The sequence below is a fragment of the Pseudomonas sp. NFX1 genome, assembly GCF_051123555.1.
GTDB classification, from domain to species: domain Bacteria; phylum Pseudomonadota; class Gammaproteobacteria; order Pseudomonadales; family Pseudomonadaceae; genus Aquipseudomonas; species Aquipseudomonas capeferrum.
This window is the reverse complement of record NZ_CP169366.1, coordinates 2,501,994-2,517,678: the sequence shown is the minus strand read 5'-3', so window position 1 is coordinate 2,517,678 and position 15,685 is coordinate 2,501,994. Positions and strand designations below refer to the sequence as shown.

General features: G+C 59.0%; 22 protein-coding genes and 1 pseudogene. 20 read left to right on the top strand and 3 right to left on the bottom strand.

Annotated features, from left to right (window positions below; all coding sequences use genetic code 11):
- Nucleotides 1–167 precede the first annotated feature (167 nt).
- Nucleotides 168–344, top strand: a complete 177-nt coding sequence (locus DJ563_RS11080; RefSeq protein WP_434519511.1) for a Com family DNA-binding transcriptional regulator — start codon at nt 168–170, stop codon at nt 342–344.
- A 17-nt stretch (nt 345–361) separates the two neighbouring features.
- Nucleotides 362–1,531: a hypothetical protein gene (locus tag DJ563_RS11075; RefSeq protein WP_434519510.1), complete on the top strand. Its 1,170-nt coding sequence runs from the start codon at nt 362–364 to the stop codon at nt 1,529–1,531.
- A 112-nt stretch (nt 1,532–1,643) separates the two neighbouring features.
- On the opposite strand, the gene DJ563_RS11070 is transcribed toward DJ563_RS11075, so the two are convergent.
- Nucleotides 1,644–2,069, bottom strand: a complete 426-nt coding sequence (locus DJ563_RS11070) for a type II toxin-antitoxin system HicB family antitoxin (protein ID WP_434519509.1) — start codon at nt 2,067–2,069, stop codon at nt 1,644–1,646.
- A 79-nt stretch (nt 2,070–2,148) separates the two neighbouring features.
- Nucleotides 2,149–2,331 carry a type II toxin-antitoxin system HicA family toxin gene (locus DJ563_RS11065; RefSeq protein WP_186663778.1) on the bottom strand — a complete coding sequence of 61 codons (183 nt, stop codon included), beginning with the start codon at nt 2,329–2,331 and terminating at the stop codon, nt 2,149–2,151.
- A 98-nt stretch (nt 2,332–2,429) separates the two neighbouring features.
- Here DJ563_RS11065 and DJ563_RS11060 point away from each other — a divergent pair, with 98 nt between their 5' ends.
- The 4 genes from DJ563_RS11060 to DJ563_RS11045 all read left to right on the top strand — a co-directional run bounded on the left by DJ563_RS11060 (nt 2,430) and on the right by DJ563_RS11045 (nt 4,210).
- On the top strand, nt 2,430–2,759 hold the full coding sequence (locus tag DJ563_RS11060; protein WP_274151523.1) for an MFS transporter: 330 nt from the start codon (nt 2,430–2,432) through the stop codon (nt 2,757–2,759).
- On the top strand, nt 2,756–3,103 hold the full coding sequence (locus DJ563_RS11055; protein ID WP_434519508.1) for a hypothetical protein: 348 nt from the start codon (nt 2,756–2,758) through the stop codon (nt 3,101–3,103). The genes DJ563_RS11060 and DJ563_RS11055 overlap by 4 nt, the downstream gene beginning before the upstream one ends.
- A gap of 191 nt (nt 3,104–3,294) precedes the next feature.
- Nucleotides 3,295–3,699 carry a lysozyme inhibitor LprI family protein gene (locus DJ563_RS11050; RefSeq protein WP_274151519.1) on the top strand — a complete coding sequence of 135 codons (405 nt, stop codon included), beginning with the start codon at nt 3,295–3,297 and terminating at the stop codon, nt 3,697–3,699.
- Between the two features lie 40 nt (nt 3,700–3,739).
- The gene (locus DJ563_RS11045) at nt 3,740–4,210 is read left to right on the top strand and encodes a lysozyme inhibitor LprI family protein (protein ID WP_434519507.1); all 471 of its coding nucleotides are present in this window, start codon (nt 3,740–3,742) and stop codon (nt 4,208–4,210) included.
- Nucleotides 4,211–4,448: 238 nt separating this feature from the next.
- Here the strand turns inward: DJ563_RS11045 and DJ563_RS11040 are convergent, their stop codons facing one another.
- Nucleotides 4,449–4,934, bottom strand: a complete 486-nt coding sequence (locus DJ563_RS11040) for a GNAT family N-acetyltransferase (RefSeq protein ID WP_186663769.1) — start codon at nt 4,932–4,934, stop codon at nt 4,449–4,451.
- Nucleotides 4,935–5,006: 72 nt separating this feature from the next.
- Between DJ563_RS11040 and DJ563_RS11035 the strand changes: the two genes are divergently transcribed.
- From DJ563_RS11035 to DJ563_RS10970, 14 genes and pseudogenes are all read left to right on the top strand, one after another.
- Nucleotides 5,007–5,615 carry a putative metallopeptidase gene (locus tag DJ563_RS11035; RefSeq protein ID WP_274097648.1) on the top strand — a complete coding sequence of 203 codons (609 nt, stop codon included), beginning with the start codon at nt 5,007–5,009 and terminating at the stop codon, nt 5,613–5,615.
- Nucleotides 5,616–5,646: 31 nt separating this feature from the next.
- Nucleotides 5,647–6,123, top strand: coding sequence for a DUF2280 domain-containing protein (locus tag DJ563_RS11030; protein WP_274097647.1), 477 nt, complete (start codon nt 5,647–5,649; stop codon nt 6,121–6,123).
- Complete coding sequence (locus DJ563_RS11025) at nt 6,095–7,396, top strand: terminase large subunit domain-containing protein (protein ID WP_186663766.1); 1,302 nt, start codon at nt 6,095–6,097, stop codon at nt 7,394–7,396. The genes DJ563_RS11030 and DJ563_RS11025 overlap by 29 nt, the downstream gene beginning before the upstream one ends.
- A gap of 8 nt (nt 7,397–7,404) precedes the next feature.
- The gene (locus DJ563_RS11020; protein ID WP_434519506.1) at nt 7,405–8,829 is read left to right on the top strand and encodes a DUF4055 domain-containing protein; all 1,425 of its coding nucleotides are present in this window, start codon (nt 7,405–7,407) and stop codon (nt 8,827–8,829) included.
- A pseudogene (locus DJ563_RS11015) lies at nt 8,819–9,850 on the top strand (phage head morphogenesis protein); the annotation flags it as partial. The gene DJ563_RS11020 and the pseudogene DJ563_RS11015, both read left to right, overlap by 11 nt.
- 539 nt (nt 9,851–10,389) lie before the next feature.
- Nucleotides 10,390–10,566 (top strand): hypothetical protein, encoded by a 177-nt coding sequence (locus tag DJ563_RS11010; protein ID WP_156056733.1) that lies wholly within the window; start codon nt 10,390–10,392, stop codon nt 10,564–10,566.
- Nucleotides 10,567–10,737: 171 nt separating this feature from the next.
- Nucleotides 10,738–11,457: a hypothetical protein gene (locus DJ563_RS11005; protein WP_186663764.1), complete on the top strand. Its 720-nt coding sequence runs from the start codon at nt 10,738–10,740 to the stop codon at nt 11,455–11,457.
- 10 nt (nt 11,458–11,467) lie between these two features.
- Nucleotides 11,468–12,412, top strand: a complete 945-nt coding sequence (locus DJ563_RS11000) for a major capsid protein (protein ID WP_186663763.1) — start codon at nt 11,468–11,470, stop codon at nt 12,410–12,412.
- 48 nt (nt 12,413–12,460) lie between these two features.
- Nucleotides 12,461–13,057 carry a hypothetical protein gene (locus tag DJ563_RS10995; protein ID WP_434519505.1) on the top strand — a complete coding sequence of 199 codons (597 nt, stop codon included), beginning with the start codon at nt 12,461–12,463 and terminating at the stop codon, nt 13,055–13,057.
- Between the two features lie 39 nt (nt 13,058–13,096).
- Nucleotides 13,097–13,489, top strand: coding sequence for a protein singed (locus tag DJ563_RS10990; RefSeq protein WP_238211081.1), 393 nt, complete (start codon nt 13,097–13,099; stop codon nt 13,487–13,489).
- Nucleotides 13,490–13,491: 2 nt separating this feature from the next.
- A complete protein-coding gene (locus DJ563_RS10985; RefSeq protein ID WP_238211082.1) occupies nt 13,492–13,884 on the top strand; it encodes a hypothetical protein in 393 nt (130 codons plus the stop codon).
- Between the two features lies 1 nt (nt 13,885).
- Nucleotides 13,886–14,560, top strand: a complete 675-nt coding sequence (locus tag DJ563_RS10980) for a hypothetical protein (RefSeq protein WP_434519504.1) — start codon at nt 13,886–13,888, stop codon at nt 14,558–14,560.
- On the top strand, nt 14,557–14,985 hold the full coding sequence (locus DJ563_RS10975; RefSeq protein ID WP_434519503.1) for a phage tail terminator-like protein: 429 nt from the start codon (nt 14,557–14,559) through the stop codon (nt 14,983–14,985). Before DJ563_RS10980 ends, DJ563_RS10975 begins: the two co-directional genes overlap by 4 nt.
- 39 nt (nt 14,986–15,024) lie before the next feature.
- Nucleotides 15,025–15,684 carry a phage tail protein gene (locus tag DJ563_RS10970; RefSeq protein ID WP_186663756.1) on the top strand — a complete coding sequence of 220 codons (660 nt, stop codon included), beginning with the start codon at nt 15,025–15,027 and terminating at the stop codon, nt 15,682–15,684.
- Nucleotide 15,685: the final 1 nt, after the last annotated feature.

The following is a 15,685-nucleotide window of genomic DNA, read 5'->3' as shown; positions in this document are numbered from 1 at the left end:
GGGGGCTTTGTCATTTGTGCGGCGAGAAAAAAGAGAGGGCGACTCCAGCGGGTGCTGTAACACCCAAGGGAGACGCCAGATCGCAGACTGTACCTGCAAGCCAGCCAAGGCCCTCACTGCTCGCGCGAGCGGGGCGGAGCCTAGCAGAAAAACTTAAGGCTTTGCAGATGCTTAGAGACATTCGTTGCGGAAAATGCAACCGACTGCTCGCCCGATCGGCGGGGGTTACCCATCTCCAGATCAAATGTTCCCGTTGCGGGGCGCTGAACCATGTGAAGACCTTGAGTCTCGAGCAATCGTCATTGGACGACAAAGAGAGCGACCTTGATCGCCACACTCTCTAATCGAACAAGGTAATTACATGAACATTGTCACTAAGCCAATCAAAAGTGCAGATGAGAATATCTGCGGAGCTGAGTTCTCGGTTGTAGGTAATGGAAGCAACCTGGACTACGGTACAGCCAGTCAGGAGCTGACATTTAACGCCTTCTCAGGCGATGATAGCGGGAGTTCTGCATCTGGGGTGTTCGTTTTTGCTAGCGACACAGCCAATGCTACGATTCAACTCGATTATAAACTTGCTGCTCAGTTTTCTGTTCGTGAATTTAAACAGGCCACGATTAAGAAGCCGGATCCGGAATCGGGCGAGACGTCGAGTGAAATTGTCTATCAAGATAATGTCAATGTTAGCTTGGTGGTAATTCGTGACAGTGAAGTCCTGTTCAGTAAGGGGTATAACCTTAAAGAAGAAGATGCGGAAGGTAACTGGGTCAATACAAGTGAGTCTGGTGTTTACTCCGGGGGCGGCTTCTCGATTAGCATGCCTGCCGTTATGGGGGCCCCGTACGTAGCTGCATTGCAGCGTTTAGACATCCACTCCGCGGCGATTCGCATCACTGCTTCCAAGAGCTCAATTACCGCGTCGGTAAAACTGTTATTCCCGCTGGAAGACAAGTCGGGCGGCTTCACCACACGAGAGCAGGAAGCGATTGAAAAATCGCTTAAAGTATTTGAAGGTAACACCGATTTCCTCTATCTGGATAGCGAGGGCAAGGTTACAGTAGGTGTAGGCTTTATGCTTCCGGATGAGAGCTCTGCACTGGCGCTTCCATTCCTCGACTTTGACGATAATCCTGCCAGCGATGAGCAAAAGCGGGAGGAGTGGAGGACTGTCCATGCGCTTGCCACGGGACATTCGGCAGGCTGGTACGAAGATAGTACCAACCTATATTTGTCGGATGATTTCATTGAGTCGCATCTACAATCACTGGTCGCAGAGAGCTTTAATGAGCTCACCAGGATTTATCCAGATTTCGGTAAATATCCTTCGGCTGCACGCGTCGCTCTCCAAGACATGATTTACAACTTGGGCATGACGAAACTCAACGAAAATTTCCCAAATCTCAATGCGGCAGTTAAACGCCAAGATTGGGTAACTGCGGCAGCTGAGTCTCATCGGAAGGGCCCCAATGAAGACAGAAACAACGCTGTGCGCGATCTGTTCTTGAAAGCTGCAGGCTCGGGTCTCTGATGTTCGTGCGTTACTGAAAAAGCATAGCCGTGCACCAGCACGGCTATGTTCAATATTGCGGCTGATTCCGAAGTATATTGCGTATTGCCTCTGTAGAGCAGTGCCTCGGAGGTTATGTCGACTCGACAGACACCACCAGGCGTTTGCCGAGCGCGGCCAGGGCGCTTTCCAGGGCCTCAAGCTTCGTGCCGTGCATGAAGTCAACTAGTCGGTCACCCTGGCTCTGGCTTACGCCGAGCAGGCGACACAGATCAGCCTTGCGCATGCCTTTCTCAACCATCGAGTTCCACAGTTCGATTTTTGCCACTGTGAGTGCGGACAGCGCTACTACTGGCTGACCCTCTTCAGGTGCTGGCGCTCTAGGGATTGCTCGACGTTGATCCACGTAAATCGAAAGTGCGGCAGGCATCAGGATGCCGGCCTCTGCCAAGGCTTCGCCCAGGTCATCCCCGGCGGCGTTGAACTCCGGGATGGTGTCGCAGGTAAGCGCAACACCCGGGGTGTCTTCGGTGTGCACTGTTACCGGGTAGTCAAACATTTCTAGCCCTCCCTCGGGCGGCTCTCTGAGTGATGTTCGCCAGGCGAGGCGATGAATCGGTTTAAACGGTGGTAGGGGCTCATTTGAGCCCCAGTTGCTTGATGATTCCTTTCCGGGTTCCTTCTTTCATTTCCTTTGCACCGTGATCCGGAAAGATCGTTTGTTTGCCTTCGAAGTAGATTTTGAAATGGCTCGTTCCGTTTAACGATTCGAACCTTACTCCTCTGGCTTTAAGCCACCGTTTGAACTCGTTGTAACTCATCACCTCGCCTCGTTGTTGTGTGAGTTCAGTATACAGCAAATTTGCTTTGTGTATAGCAAATTTGGGATATTTATTTCGTGCCGCCTGGAGTCGAGTGCATGGAGAGTTTTCATCGCCTGCTCGACAGGCTTGATCTGCTGATTGCAGGCCTATTCGGGGTCATAGTCGCCAGTTGGTGGCACAAAGACGACCTGACCGACTGGCGCGCCTGGATGATCTTCCTGATCACCGGCGTTGCCTGCGCCCTGTACCTGACGGGCATGGTCAGCGCCTACTTGGGCGTCACCGAGCCGAACACCGTAGCTGGCGTTGGCTTCCTGCTCGGCACCTTCGGCGGCTCCCTACTTGCCGCCATCAACCGGGCAATCAAAGCCGCTGACCTGTGGGCGCTCATCCGCCAGAGGTTCGGGGGAGGCAACCAGCCATGAACCTTGAAACCATCAACACCATCGCCTGCGGCCTGATCGCCTTCTGGGCAACCTGGTGCGTGCTGAGCGGCAGGGTGCGCGACGGGGTGATCGGAAAGCTGATCTATTCAGCGATCGCTATCAGCGGGTTTGTCGTGACGGCCCGCAACCAAAGCCTGTTCTTCGGCCAGACCACTGCGGTGCTCACCTTGCACGTCACGCTGGCCATGGCTGGGGCGCGGCACATCTTCATGGTCACCTGGTGGCAGCGTGTGAAGGCCTGGCTCTGCCGCACGCTAAATTGCGAGCACTGCCTGAAGGACTGCCGGTATGGCCCTGGCGGTATTGAGCGGCGCAAGCAGTAGGCCGCGCCACAAAATCGATATGCGCTGTTTCGTGGTGCGTCGACCTGAACTCCCCCTAGGTTAACGAGGTAGCGATTGTGCGCCGCCTGCTTCTCCGGCACGATGCCGTCGGCTACTAATCAACTCAAGGAATGAGATGCATGGGAAGTGGGGTCAGGGCGGTTTGCGTAGCGGCATTGATGGCGACGGGCATGGCCCATGCTGATGTTGGCCGGGAGGCAGCACTCGACGCGGCGGTGCGTCAGCTTGCAGAGAAGCTGGAGGCCGATTGGCAGCAGTGCTTGAAGAAGCCGGAGACGAAAACCACACATGACTCCGGCTTGTGCGCATATGCGATGCGAGAGGCCGCGAAGGACGCAGTAAACGAGAAGTATCTAAAGACTCTTGCTCGCGTTCAGGAAGACGCCGACAAGAGCTGGCTTCCGAAAGACGTACCCGCGATGCTGCCGCAGGCACAGGCGGCGTGGGAACAGTACGTGAAGATGGATTGCGGTGTGGTCGGGGCGCTGGTAACTGGGACCGCGAGCGCTAACTATCAGACTGTGTGCGAGTACAAGCACCAGATACAGCGTCTGCACGCCTTGGATGAGTGGTGAATCAGCGTCAGTAGTTTTGTCAACTCAAGGAGCGAGGCCTGTGAAGCGTTTGTTTAAAACAGTTTGTGTTGGATCTCTGCTGGTAATGGGTGCTACCCATGCTGATGTAGGGCGCGAGGAAGAATTGGACGAAGCAGTTCGTCAGTTCGCTGCCAAGGTAGAGGCTGTCTGGCAAGAATGCCTACGGAGCCCAGAGGTTCGTACAACAAACGACAGCGATTCGTGTCTATTCGAGATGGTGCGCGCTGCAAACGAGAAAGTAGAGACGAAGTACCAAGAAAAAATGTCAAAGGCCCGGCAGATGACTGAGCATCCCGACAGGTACTCGTCTTATGAGCAGGTTCCCATCCTACTCAAGGCCTCCCAGTCCCAATGGAAAGGGTACGTAAAATCGGATTGTGACGGAATTTACGAGGAGAGCGTGGCAGGAACCGCCCGGTCTGGCTACGCCCTCATGTGCCAGTACAAGCATGCGCTTCAGCGCCTTCGTGCGCTTGATGGGTGGTACTGATCCACTTGAGCTTCTGGCGGTCAAAATAATGGGTCGTTAGTAGCGTTCCTCGAAGATCCAGCATGAGCAACGTGACGCGACTGCGCCACGTCTTGCCGCTTCCGGCCGACGTGGTGGCCGCTACCAGGGCGTCAGGCACGGCGCATATCAAGGCGATTGATACTCAGGGGCTGCTCGTCGCCATCCTGCACGGGCATGCACATGCCGAGACGCACAGGATGGTCGCCAGGAAAAAAGGTTACGAGATTTTTGCGCTAGTGCTTGCCAGGAGTCGATAGCGTGCGAAGGGCGTACCGTCGATATCAACGTCTCCGTCGTGAACAAAACCTAGGCGAAGTACACCTTTGATACGAGTTCTGGTTGGTGGGAGCAGTATGGTAATCGAGTCCAGGCCCAACTCTTGGAAAGCGCGCCGCACTATTTCATCGAAAATTACTCTACCCAGCCCCCAGTAATCCGGGTGAAGCACTAAAGCAAGATCAGCGTCACCGTCTTCATGCTGCAGGCCACCCCAGCCGGCGAATTCATCTTCCACGAAAAAAGCCCAGGGACCGTATCCATTAAGAGCCCATTGGGCCTCTTTTTGAGCGACCCATGCCTTGCACTTGCTTTCGTCAAAGTCGGGACGCCCCAAGGGCATTTGGCGTAAGACATCTGGGTTATTGTTGAGCGCGATGATGTCCTCGGTGGAAACGTCGCTGAGATGCCTGAAATGAAGCTGCATGATTGGCCTTTCGGGTGAGCTGATCTCAACCAATACCTTCAACGCGCCACCATTTCAAGGTGCAGGTGATCTATGAGCAGACCAATGCCGCCGGCTGACCTGCTCGAATCACTGTGGCTAACCCTACGCCCGGCTACCGGTGTTTGGGATTGGATACAGAGCGAGATCCTCGCCGACATCGGCAGCATCCACAACCCAGATCACGCCCACCTGATAGACGCCAACATCGGCGTCCTGTGGGCGTCGAGCGGATTCGGTAAGCAGGGGCGGGTGGTGCTTGGCCAGGCCGAGCAGTTGATGTTCCGAGCTGGCGGATGGCAGAAGGCTCGCCAAGAGCAGCAAATGCGTGACTGGTTCGGCGAAGAGCCCCAGTTCCTCATCACCCTGGCGGGTGACTACTGCGCCCAGTGCACCGAGGCCGAGTTCTGCGCCCTGGTCGAGCACGAGCTCTATCACATCGGCCACAAGCTCGATAAGTACGGTGCCCCGGCATTCGGCGATGACGGCATGCCCAAGCTTGAGATGCGTGGACATGACGTCGAGGAGTTCGTCGGAGTGGTCCGCCGGTATGGTCCGAGCCACGACGTACAGCAGCTGATCGACGCTGCAAGCCGGCCGCCTGAGGTGGCCAAGATCAACATTGCGAGGGCCTGTGGAACCTGCCTGCTTAAGTCGGCTTGATGTTTGACAGGCAATTGACGGAATCCAATTTATGGCAGCCCTGAGCAACGAGGTGAAGGCCTTCATCGTTCAGGCGTTGGCCTGCTTCGATACACCGTCTCAGGTGGCCGAGGCCGTCAACAAAGAATTCGGCATTGAGATCAGTCGCCAGACGGCGGAAAGCCATGACCCAACCAAGCGGCAGGGGCGCAACCTGGCAAAGCGCTGGGTGACCCTCTTCGAAGACACTCGAGCGCGATTCCGCGAAGAGACAGCCGAGATACCCATAGCGAACCGGGCCTATCGGCTCCGTACGCTGGGCAGGCTGGCCGAAAAGGTCGAAGGGATGCGCAACTACGGGCTGACCCTCCAAATCCTTGAGCAGGCCGCCAAGGAAGTCGGCGACGTGTACGTGAATCGCCAGACCAAGAACGAAAATCCCCACGACAACGTGCCGCCAACCCGTGTGCAGGTCGACGTGGTGGACGCGAGGAAGCCTGATGCCGTCGTTGAACGTTCCACAGGCTAACTTCCTGCGGATGGAGAACAAGTTCCGTGGCTTCGTGGCCGGGTTCGGCTCAGGCAAGACCTGGGTAGGTTGCGCGGCACTGTGCAAGCACGTGTGGGAATGGCCCCGGATCGACTCCGGCTACTTCGCCCCGACGTACCCGCAGATCCGCGACATCTTCTTCCCGACGATCGAGGAAGTGGCCTTCGATTGGGGCCTGAAGGTCAAGACGAAGGAGAGCGACAAGGAGGTCGAATTCTACAGCGGCGGCCAGTACCGCAGCACGACCATCTGCCGATCGATGGAGAAGCCGCAGACCATCGTCGGCTTCAAGATCGGGCACGCCCTGGTCGATGAGCTCGATGTTCTGCCCGCGCTGAAGGCTGAGCACGCCTGGCGCAAGATCATTGCCCGGATGCGCTACAACGTGCCCGGGTTGAAGAACGGCGTGGACGTGACCACGACCCCTGAGGGGTTCAAGTTCGTCTATCAGCAGTTCGTGAAGCAACTGCGCGAGAAGCCAGCGCTGCAGGGCATGTATGGCCTGGTGCAGGCCAGTACGTTCGACAACGAGCTGAACCTGCCCCCGGACTACATCCCGTCGCTGATGGAATCGTACCCGGCCCAGTTGATCCTGGCGTACCTGAATGGCCAGTTCGTCAACCTGAACGCCGGCTCGATCTACCACGCCTACGACCGCAAGCTGAACTCCTGCTTCGACACGGTCGAGGCGGGCGAGCCGCTTTTCATCGGCATGGACTTCAACGTCGGCAAGATGGCGGCTATCACGCACGTAAAGCGGCCAGACGGCAAGCCGAGGGCGGTGGATGAGCTGATCGATGGCTTCGATACCCCGGACATGATCCGGCGCATCAAGGAGCGCTACTGGCGGCACAACGGCAGAGATTACGAGAAGACCTGCGAGATCAGGATCTATCCCGACGCCTCTGGCGGGTCGCGCAAGTCGGTTAATGCCAGCGAGACGGACATCGCTATCCTGCGCCAGGCAGGCTTTTCCGTGATCGCGCCAGACGCCAACCCGCCAGTGAAAGACCGTATCAACGCCATGAACGCGATGTTCTGCAATGCGAATGGCGAACGCCGCTACCTGATCAACCCGCTGCGATGCCCGACCTATGCAGACGGCCTGGAGCAGCAGGTGTGGGCGCCCAATGGCGAGCCTGACAAGAAATCCGGCGTGGACCACGCGAACGACGCGGGGGGCTACTTCATCCACCACGACTACCCGATCAGCAGGCCGGTCACTCACGTTCCAATCTCGTTCACTTTCTGAGGCCATCCATGCCTAATTTCCACCCCCGGGCAGAGTACTCGGAGGCCTTGCCCGGCTGGCAGCTGGTCAAGCGCTGCGTGGCGGGCGCCCGCGAGGTGCGCAAGCACGATATCTACCTGCCGATGCCGGACCCGGAGAACAAATCTCCCGAGAACCTGGCGCGGTACAAACAGTACAAGAAGCGGGCGATGTTCCTGAACATCACCGGGCGCACGCGCACCGGCCTGCTGGGTGCGGTGTTTCGCAAGACTGCAGAGCTGGAGTTGCCCGCCGGGGTCGAGTACCTCAAGGAGAACGCCAGCGGTGACGGCACCAGCCTGGAGCAGCTGTCCAAGGACGCCGTGGGCGAATGCCTGGACGCTGGCCGGGGCGGGTTCCTCGTTGACTTCCCTGCGGTTGAGGGCGTGTCCTCAATGGCCGACATGCAGGGTCGCAGCGCGCTGATTCACCACTACGGCGCCGAGTCGATCATCGACTGGGATGAGCAGGTGATCGATGGCGTGAAGCGCCTGGTCTATGTCTGCCTGCTGGAGTGCGTGTCCGTGTTCAGCCCGGACAGCCTTGAGCGCACAACTAGCACCCAGTATCGCGTGCTGCTGCTGGTTGATGGCCGCTACGTCCAGCGCATCTACGCCGAAGACGGCAACAGCTACAGCGAGGTCGCACCGCTCGACAAGAATGGCCGCCCCTTCGACCACATCCTGTTCAGCTTCTACGGCGCCCAGAACAACGACGCGGGCGTCGATAAGTCGCCATTGGAAGACCTGGCCGACGTGAACATCCTGCACTACGGCAACAGCGCCACGGTGGAGGAGAGCGGCTTCATCAGCAGCCAGCCCACGCTATTCATCACCACCGACATCAGCGCCGACGAGTTCGCCAAGGTGAACCCGAACGGCATGCACATCGGATCGACTCGGGGCTACAACCTGGGAAAGTCCGGTGACGCAAAGCTTGTCCAGGCAACCGAGAGTCAACTGGCCCGCACGCTGATGAAGGATAAGGAAGAGCAGATGCTCATGATCGGCGCCCGCATCGTGCAGAAAGCGGGCGGCGCCGAGACTGCTGAGGCGGTGCGCATCCGCTACAGCTCGGACAACAGCGTGCTGGGCACCATTGCTGGCAACGTGTCCGAGGCCCTGAAGCGGGCCATCCTCGACGCCGAGCGCTTCATGCTGGGTGAGCCGGACGAGGCCGGTACCGTTTTCTGGCTCAACCAATCGTTCTTCGACGAGACGATGACTGCCCAGGACATCTTGGCGCAGATCCAGCTTTGGCAGCAGGGCTTCATCGCCAAGAAGGATGTGCGGGTCAACCTGCGCCAGGGCGGCGTGCTTGAAGCAGACCGCACTGACGAGCTGATCGACGAGGACTTGGCCCAGCAACCGCCGGTGATCGGCAACGACACCGGAGAGGGCGGCGATGAGCAGTGACGGCTACCTGTCCGACGCGGCGACTCGCCACCAGGTGCACGTGCAGCGCTACGCCGGGGGAAGCCTCAAGCGCCTGGCCAAGTTCATCACCAAGGCCATCAGCACCGCCAAATCGCGCGTATCAGAAGGATTGAGCCGTTACGGCACCCAACGGTACGAGAAGCAGATTCAAGAGCTACAGGGCGAGCTGGCGGGCGTATACGGCGAGATGAAGCAGCAGGCCGTGCTCGACCTGACCGAATTCGGCGGCTACGAGGCCGAGTTCAACATGACCCTGCTGGGCAAGGTCGTGAAGACAGTCGTCCAGCTGAACAGGCCGAGCATCGAGCAGGTCGCCGCGGCTGCACTGGCTGATCCACTCGACCTGGAGGTCGGCAAAGGCCGCCAGCGCATCAGCATCAACGGCGCGCTCGACCAATACGGCACCAAGAAGAGCGCTGAGATCATCAGCGAGATCCGCATGGGTTCCGCGCTGGGCGAGACGTCCGGCCAAATCAGTCGCCGCTTGACCTCATTGGGCGTCCAGCAGCGCGATCAGGCGCATGCCCTCGTCAACACCATGACCAACCACATCGCCACCACGGCGCGCGTGGAAGTGCTCAAGGACAACGACGACATCCTCAAAGGGATGCGCCGGATTGCCACCCTGGATAGCCGCACAACGCTGTTCTGCATGAGCATCGACCAGACGATCATTCCGCTGGATGGGCCTAAGCCGCCGTATCACTGGCGATGCCGGACCACGCTCATCCCGGTGCTGAAAGACGAGTTCGCCCGCGAAGTCCCCGGCTCCACCAGGCCGGCTATTGGCCCGAATGGCGTCGAGCAGGTGAGCAGCAAGACGAGCTACGGCGAATGGCTGGCGCGGCAGCCTGCATCGTTCCAAAAGGACGTGCTCGGCCCGGCCCGCTATGAGTTGTTCAGCAAGGGCGAGCTGACGCTGGACAAGTTCGTAGACGACAACGGAAAGACGCTCACCCTACAGCAGCTGCGGCAACGCGAAGCGGTTACCTTCAGGCAACCGACCGGCGAGTTCACGGTGTATGACATTGGTTATCCCATCAGAAAACCGGATGTCTCCACGCCTGCGCGGCGTGCCGCAGTCGAGATCGAAAATCGGATTCGTGGGGACGCACTGGAAACGGGGGCGTTCATTGGTGACGACGGCTCGATCCTGCTTCAGCGCCAGGGCCAGCCTGATCGTGTTGGCTTCCCAGAGAGCGAGTTTGGCAAGCTGAGGGGGACGACATTCACGCACAATCACCCGGGCAATAGCCCGTTCTCGATTGAGGATGTTGAGCTGGCATCCTACATTGGTCTTCATGAGCTGCGAGCTGTTGGCCCAACCCTGCGCTATACCATGGTTGCTGAAAAGGGATGGCCAAGTGGCGAGGTCGTCGACAAGCTGTCAGACCAGGTCGAGCAAGAAGCCATCAAACGTGTGTATGATTTGGTCAATCGAGGCGAGCTTGAACGCGAGCACACTCAGTCAGAAGCTGAACACCAGTTCTGGAGTATTCTGAGCGGTAGGGTGGGCTTGAAATACAGTCGGGAGCGATCATGACGACCAACGAAAAAAGCGCGAAGGAGTTGATTCAAGAGGCTCGGCGTGAGCATCAGGCAAATCTTGCCCAAGGCGTTGGCGTTTTTGACGGCGGAAAAGCCTGGAAAGAATTCAGCAAGAAAATGGCAGATGCAGTACTGCAAAAGCTCGAAGACGACTTCGACAAACCCTGAGCTGCAGACATCAACGAAAGCCCTGGCATCCGCCGGGGCTTTTTCGTTATGAGCTGCCGCGCCACAAAACGCTGCCTCGTTGAACGTGGCGCGCAATTCCAAGGCCTCGCCCAGTGCGGGGCTTTTTTATGCCCGCAGGCAGGGCCTGCACCAAGTCTCTGGGAGACAGCAATGACCTTGAAATTCCAACTGGACAGCCTCGAAGGCGTCGAAGAATCCATCCAGAGCCTGTACGTCGAGAAAGACGGCAAGTTCATCCTTGGCATCGAAGGCTTGCCGCAGCAGGAAGACGTCTCCGGCCTAAAGGCCAAGGTGGACGAGCTGCTCGGCGAGAAGAAGGCGGCCGAGAAGGCGCGCAAAGAGGCTGAGGAAGCCGCTCGTCTTGAGCGCGAAGAGGCGGCCCGGAAGTCGGGCAACGTGGAAGAGCTCGAGAAGTCCTGGTCCGAGAAGTACGCCCGCCGCGAAGCAGAGCTGACCGGCCAGCTCGAAAGTACCAACAGCACCCTGCTGGGCCAGATCCGGGACCTGACGGTGGGCCGCACGGCTACCGAGCTGGCTACCACTCTCGCTGTCCCAGGCACAGCAAAGGCATTGCTCCCCCACATCGAACGCCGGCTGAGCGTCGAGCAGCGCGACGGTAAACCCACCGTTGTCGTGCTGGACGCCGCCGGCAAGCTCTCCGCAGCGACGCTGGATGAGCTGAAAGCAGAATTCACCAACGATCCGGCCTTCGCGCCGCTTATCGCAGGTAGCAAGGCATCTGGCGGCGGGGCCGGCGGTGCTGGAAAAGGCGGCGGGGCCGCACAGAAACGCTCCGAAATGACCTCTGTCCAGAAGCGCGAGTACATCGAAGCGCACGGACAAGAGGCATACCTCAAATTGCCAAAATAGGAAGTAGCAGATGCCTACCACCCTCAACTCGGACATGATCATCTATAACGATCTTGCCCAAACTGCCTATCTGGAGCGCCTGCAAGACGTTCTGGAGGTGTTCAACGCCTCGTCAGGTGGCGCGCTGATTCTGCGCAACGAACTGATCGAGGGCGACCTACGCAAGCGTTCGTTCTACAAGATCGGTGGCACTCTGGGTCACCGTAACGTGAACTCCGACGCCGCTGTAACCGGCATCAAGATCGGTGCTGATGAAGCGGTCGGCGTCAAAACCCCTTGGAAGTACGGTCCATACGAGACCACTGAGGAAGCCTTCAAGCGTCGTGCGCGAAGCCCGGAAGAGTTCTCCATGTTGGTTGGCCAGGACATGGCCGACGCCGCCCTGGACTACTACATCCAAACTGCCTTCGCGTCCCTGGGCGCTGCCATTGGCGCAAACGCCAACATGGTTGCCAGTGGCTCCTTCGCGGTCGACCACAAGAAGGTGCTGACCAAGGGCATGCGCAAGTTCGGCGATCGCTTCAACCGCATCGCTCTCTTCGCCATGGACTCCGCAACCTACTTCGACTTGGTTGATGACGCCATCGATCAGAAGATCTACGAAGAGGCGGGCGTGGTCATCTACGGCGGCTCGCCTGGCACGATGGGCAAACCGGTCCTCGTCTCTGACAAAGTCACCGAAGAGCGAATCTTCGGCCTTCAGGTGGGCGCCGTTTCGGTAACTGAATCCCAGGCTCCAGGCGTGCGCTCTTACCCGGTGAACAACCAGGAAAACTTGGCAATCGGCTATCGCGCGGAAGGCGCTTTCAACGTCGACATCATGGGGTACTCCTGGAAGGACACTGCGGGCGTAAACCCCAATCTCGCAGCCCTCGGCGCGGGCGCGAATTGGCGCAAGCATGCGACCAGCGATAAGGCTACTGCCGGTGTCCTGATCGACCTGTCCGCGCCTTAATCGGCTACAGCAAAGGCGGGTCCAGCGGGCCTGCCTTGGAGATAATCCATGGAACTGATTTACACCACCCAGCGTGACGGCTTCGAGCAAGGCCGGACCTATCGCAACCCACGACATTTTGATCAGGCCGAACCTGGCGTTGAATCGGTTGTGGTGATCGGCGATTGGCCCAAGGTGGTCGATGCTTACGAAGCCGCTGGCGCTGATGTGTCAGTGGTTGAGGTACCTACACGTGTGGCTCTTGTCGAAGGTCCCGATCATGCAGCGCTCGATCGCCTGATCACCGAGCTTGCATCCATCGGCGTGATCGTCGAGTCGTTCGCCGCGCAGCGCCTGGAGCGCCCCGACGGCGAGCTTGGCGAAACTGCTGGCCACCTGTTCCAGGTGTTGGAAGCGGTCAACGCCGGTATCGCCAGCCTTCAGCGCGAGCGCGACGGCGAAGTCGAGAAGGCCAGAGTGCTGCAGAAGCAAGTGGACGATCTGCTGGCCCAAGCAGCCAAGCGGGAGCTCGAGACCGACGAAAGCCGCGAGGCCAAAGAGGTCGCCGAGCTCAAGGCCACGTTGGACGCTGCGAACGTCACCTACCGCGCCAACGCCTCGAAAGAGGCGCTGCAGAAGCAGGTCGCTGAACTCGGCCAGCAGTAATCCCGGGGCCTTGGCCCCACTCATTTAAGCGGAGGCTGGATGGCTACCTACATCACCGTGGCCGACGTGGACACCATCCTCGGGCCTGACTGGGCAGCTGCGGGGCTGAAGGAAGAGGCGGTCTTCGAGGCGAACGCCTACCTAACCGCGCTCAACCTAGCCGGCATCGACATGGGCAACATCCCTGACGATGTGAAGCAGGCGGGCGCCAGGCTGGCCAAATGCGCCTCTCAAGGCAAGCTGTACCAGCAGCAGACCGAGGGTTCGCTCGAATCGAAAACGGTCAAGGCTGACTCGGTATCGACAAGCAAGACATTTGGCTCGATCGATAAGGCAGGCTCTCTCGCCCAGCCAGCCGCCGTACAGCTTGCGCTGGCCATTCTGGCACCCTGGCGCAGTAACCCATTTGCCTTTGCGGTGAAAAGGGGATAGCCATGGGCTTGCGTGAAGATATTCAGTCCGACTTGGCCGAGTCATTCGATGATCCCGACGGATTGGCTGATGCTGTAAGGCCAGTCGCCGGCGTTCGCACGGTGAAAGGGATCTACGACCCAGGTTTAGGAGGTGCTGCCCCAGCCAAGACCATCCAATACTCTGGCCGCGGGGTGTTTGGCAGTTACCTGGCCAAGGAGATCGACGGATCACGCATCCAGACTGAGGATGTGAAGCTGCTGGTACTGCAGAACGAGCTGTTTGAGCAGCAGGCCGGGGTGGTTGGGGAAACCCCGGCGGTTCCCAAGATTGGCGATCAAGTCAGTGGTTACCGGGCGCTCAACGTATCTGAGGACCCGGCTAGGGCTACCTGGACCATCCAATTGAGGAAGTGACATGCCGCGCGGCTCGCATATGGTTCAACGATACGGAGGGCTTGAAGGTGGTTTTGCTGACAGCATTCGAGCATTTACGGAGCAAGCTCAGCAGGCGTTGGACTCCACCTTCAGGACAATTGTGATTGAGATCGGCAGCAGCGTCATCCTCATGTCGCCGGTGGGCACCCCGGAACTATGGGCGGCCAACGTGGCCCACCGGGCCAAGGCCAACAAGGCTGCCGACGACTACGACTTCAAGGTCTCGGTGCGCAATACGCTGATCAACCTAAACCATGACAACTTCACCAAGGCCGGCAGGTTGCGCAAGGGCGTGAAATACGCCAAGCCCCTCACCAAGACCGAGCGCGAGCAAAACTTTGCTGTGAACGGACTGGTGGCGGGCCAAGGCTATGTGGGCGGACGGTTCCGGGGCAACTGGCAGTTCTCCATCGATTCTCCGGCGGCAGAAGAGCTCGACCGCATCGACCCGTCGGGCAGTCAAGCTATTGCCGAGCTCATGGGCCAGGTGCAGGCGCTGACCATCGGCCAGACCGCGTTCATCGTGAACAACTTGCCGTATGCCATCCCGCTGGAATACGGGCATTCGTCGCAGGCTCCGGCCGGCATGGTCCGGGTCACGCTCGCAAACTTCCAGCGCATCGTCGACGAAGCCATCAGGAAAAACCGCGTATGAGCCAAGCAAAGGCCCGCCAAGCTATCGAAATCAAGCTGATGGCTTGGGCCGCTGCGCGCCCGATCCGTGTTGCGAACTTCGAACAGGAGTTCGTGGCTCAGCAGGGTGAAACATACCTGCACGCGTTTCAGCTACCTGGTGCGACCACCTGCCGCTACCTAGGCGGTGAGGCCTACGAATACACCGGTGTCTACCAGGTGAGCATCGTTTGCCCGGCGGGCCAGCCTTTGGCAACCGCCGAGACCCTGGTCGGAGAGATTTCGACCCTCTTCCGGTTAGATTCGGAGCTCAGCCGCAACGGCTTCGAGGGCATGGTTGTCGAGCCGGTCGAGCAGGGCCCAACCATTCCCGAGTCGGCGACCTACACGGTCCCGGCCAGCTTCACCTACCGCGGTGTCGCGGACCAACCGCCCGCTGGGGCATAACCAACCGCCGCCTGGCGGGCTATCAAGAGGAAACAACCCATGGCCGCACGCTTCCCGCTGCCGAACGGCTCCGTGCTGGAAATTGCCAGCGTACTCGGCGCCTCAGTCGCCTTCACCGCCCTGACCAACGCGGCGCCACCGGTGGCCACCGCCGCAGGCCACACCATCAAGAACGGAGACGTTCTGCTGGTCAACTCAGGTTGGGCGCTCATCACCGACCGTGCTGTGCGCGCTGCGAGTGTAGCGGCCGACAAGTTTTCGCTTGGCGGCATGAACACCAGCAACGTCGAGAAATTCACCGCTGGCGCGGGTATTGGCTCCGTAGTCCCGGTAACCAACTGGGCCCAGATCTCCAAGGTTACGGCCTTCACCTCCTCGGGTGGGGAGCAGCAGTATCTGACCGTGGGCTATCTGGAAGATGACGACGATCGTCAATTCCCGACAAACCGCAACCCGATCACCCTTTCGATCACTGTTGAAGACCAGCCGAGCGCCGCCTATGTGCCTCTGGTGGAAGGCTATGGCGACAGTAAAGAGCTGACAGTGGTGCGGCTGAAGCTGCCAGGTGGCGACCAGATCGTCTATCCAGGGTACGTGAGTATCACGTCCACCCCGACGATGGAGCGGAACAACCTCATGACCCGCACCATCAGCATCGCGCTCTCGGGCCGACCCACCCGTTACTTGGCCGGTGCTTAAG

Bases quoted from the DNA above. Each gene is read 5' to 3' on its own strand.
- DJ563_RS10980 (WP_434519504.1), top strand. From the start codon at position 13,886: ATGCCGCGCGGCTCGCATATGGTTCAACGATACGGAGGGCTTGAAGGT.
- DJ563_RS11050 (WP_274151519.1), top strand. From the start codon at position 3,295: ATGGCCCATGCTGATGTTGGCCGGGAGGCAGCACTCGACGCGGCGGTG.
- DJ563_RS11010 (WP_156056733.1), top strand. From the start codon at position 10,390: ATGACGACCAACGAAAAAAGCGCGAAGGAGTTGATTCAAGAGGCTCGG.
- DJ563_RS11070 (WP_434519509.1), bottom strand. From the start codon at position 2,069: ATGTTTGACTACCCGGTAACAGTGCACACCGAAGACACCCCGGGTGTT.
- DJ563_RS11080 (WP_434519511.1), top strand. From the start codon at position 168: ATGCTTAGAGACATTCGTTGCGGAAAATGCAACCGACTGCTCGCCCGA.
- DJ563_RS11000 (WP_186663763.1), top strand. From the start codon at position 11,468: ATGCCTACCACCCTCAACTCGGACATGATCATCTATAACGATCTTGCC.
- DJ563_RS11005 (WP_186663764.1), top strand. From the start codon at position 10,738: ATGACCTTGAAATTCCAACTGGACAGCCTCGAAGGCGTCGAAGAATCC.
- DJ563_RS10970 (WP_186663756.1), top strand. From the start codon at position 15,025: ATGGCCGCACGCTTCCCGCTGCCGAACGGCTCCGTGCTGGAAATTGCC.
- DJ563_RS10975 (WP_434519503.1), top strand. From the start codon at position 14,557: ATGAGCCAAGCAAAGGCCCGCCAAGCTATCGAAATCAAGCTGATGGCT.
- DJ563_RS11040 (WP_186663769.1), bottom strand. From the start codon at position 4,934: ATGCAGCTTCATTTCAGGCATCTCAGCGACGTTTCCACCGAGGACATC.
- DJ563_RS11065 (WP_186663778.1), bottom strand. From the start codon at position 2,331: ATGAGTTACAACGAGTTCAAACGGTGGCTTAAAGCCAGAGGAGTAAGG.
- DJ563_RS11060 (WP_274151523.1), top strand. From the start codon at position 2,430: ATGGAGAGTTTTCATCGCCTGCTCGACAGGCTTGATCTGCTGATTGCA.
- DJ563_RS11035 (WP_274097648.1), top strand. From the start codon at position 5,007: ATGAGCAGACCAATGCCGCCGGCTGACCTGCTCGAATCACTGTGGCTA.
- DJ563_RS10995 (WP_434519505.1), top strand. From the start codon at position 12,461: ATGGAACTGATTTACACCACCCAGCGTGACGGCTTCGAGCAAGGCCGG.
- DJ563_RS11025 (WP_186663766.1), top strand. From the start codon at position 6,095: ATGCCGTCGTTGAACGTTCCACAGGCTAACTTCCTGCGGATGGAGAAC.
- DJ563_RS11075 (WP_434519510.1), top strand. From the start codon at position 362: ATGAACATTGTCACTAAGCCAATCAAAAGTGCAGATGAGAATATCTGC.
- DJ563_RS10985 (WP_238211082.1), top strand. From the start codon at position 13,492: ATGGGCTTGCGTGAAGATATTCAGTCCGACTTGGCCGAGTCATTCGAT.
- DJ563_RS11055 (WP_434519508.1), top strand. From the start codon at position 2,756: ATGAACCTTGAAACCATCAACACCATCGCCTGCGGCCTGATCGCCTTC.
- DJ563_RS11020 (WP_434519506.1), top strand. From the start codon at position 7,405: ATGCCTAATTTCCACCCCCGGGCAGAGTACTCGGAGGCCTTGCCCGGC.
- DJ563_RS11030 (WP_274097647.1), top strand. From the start codon at position 5,647: ATGGCAGCCCTGAGCAACGAGGTGAAGGCCTTCATCGTTCAGGCGTTG.
- DJ563_RS10990 (WP_238211081.1), top strand. From the start codon at position 13,097: ATGGCTACCTACATCACCGTGGCCGACGTGGACACCATCCTCGGGCCT.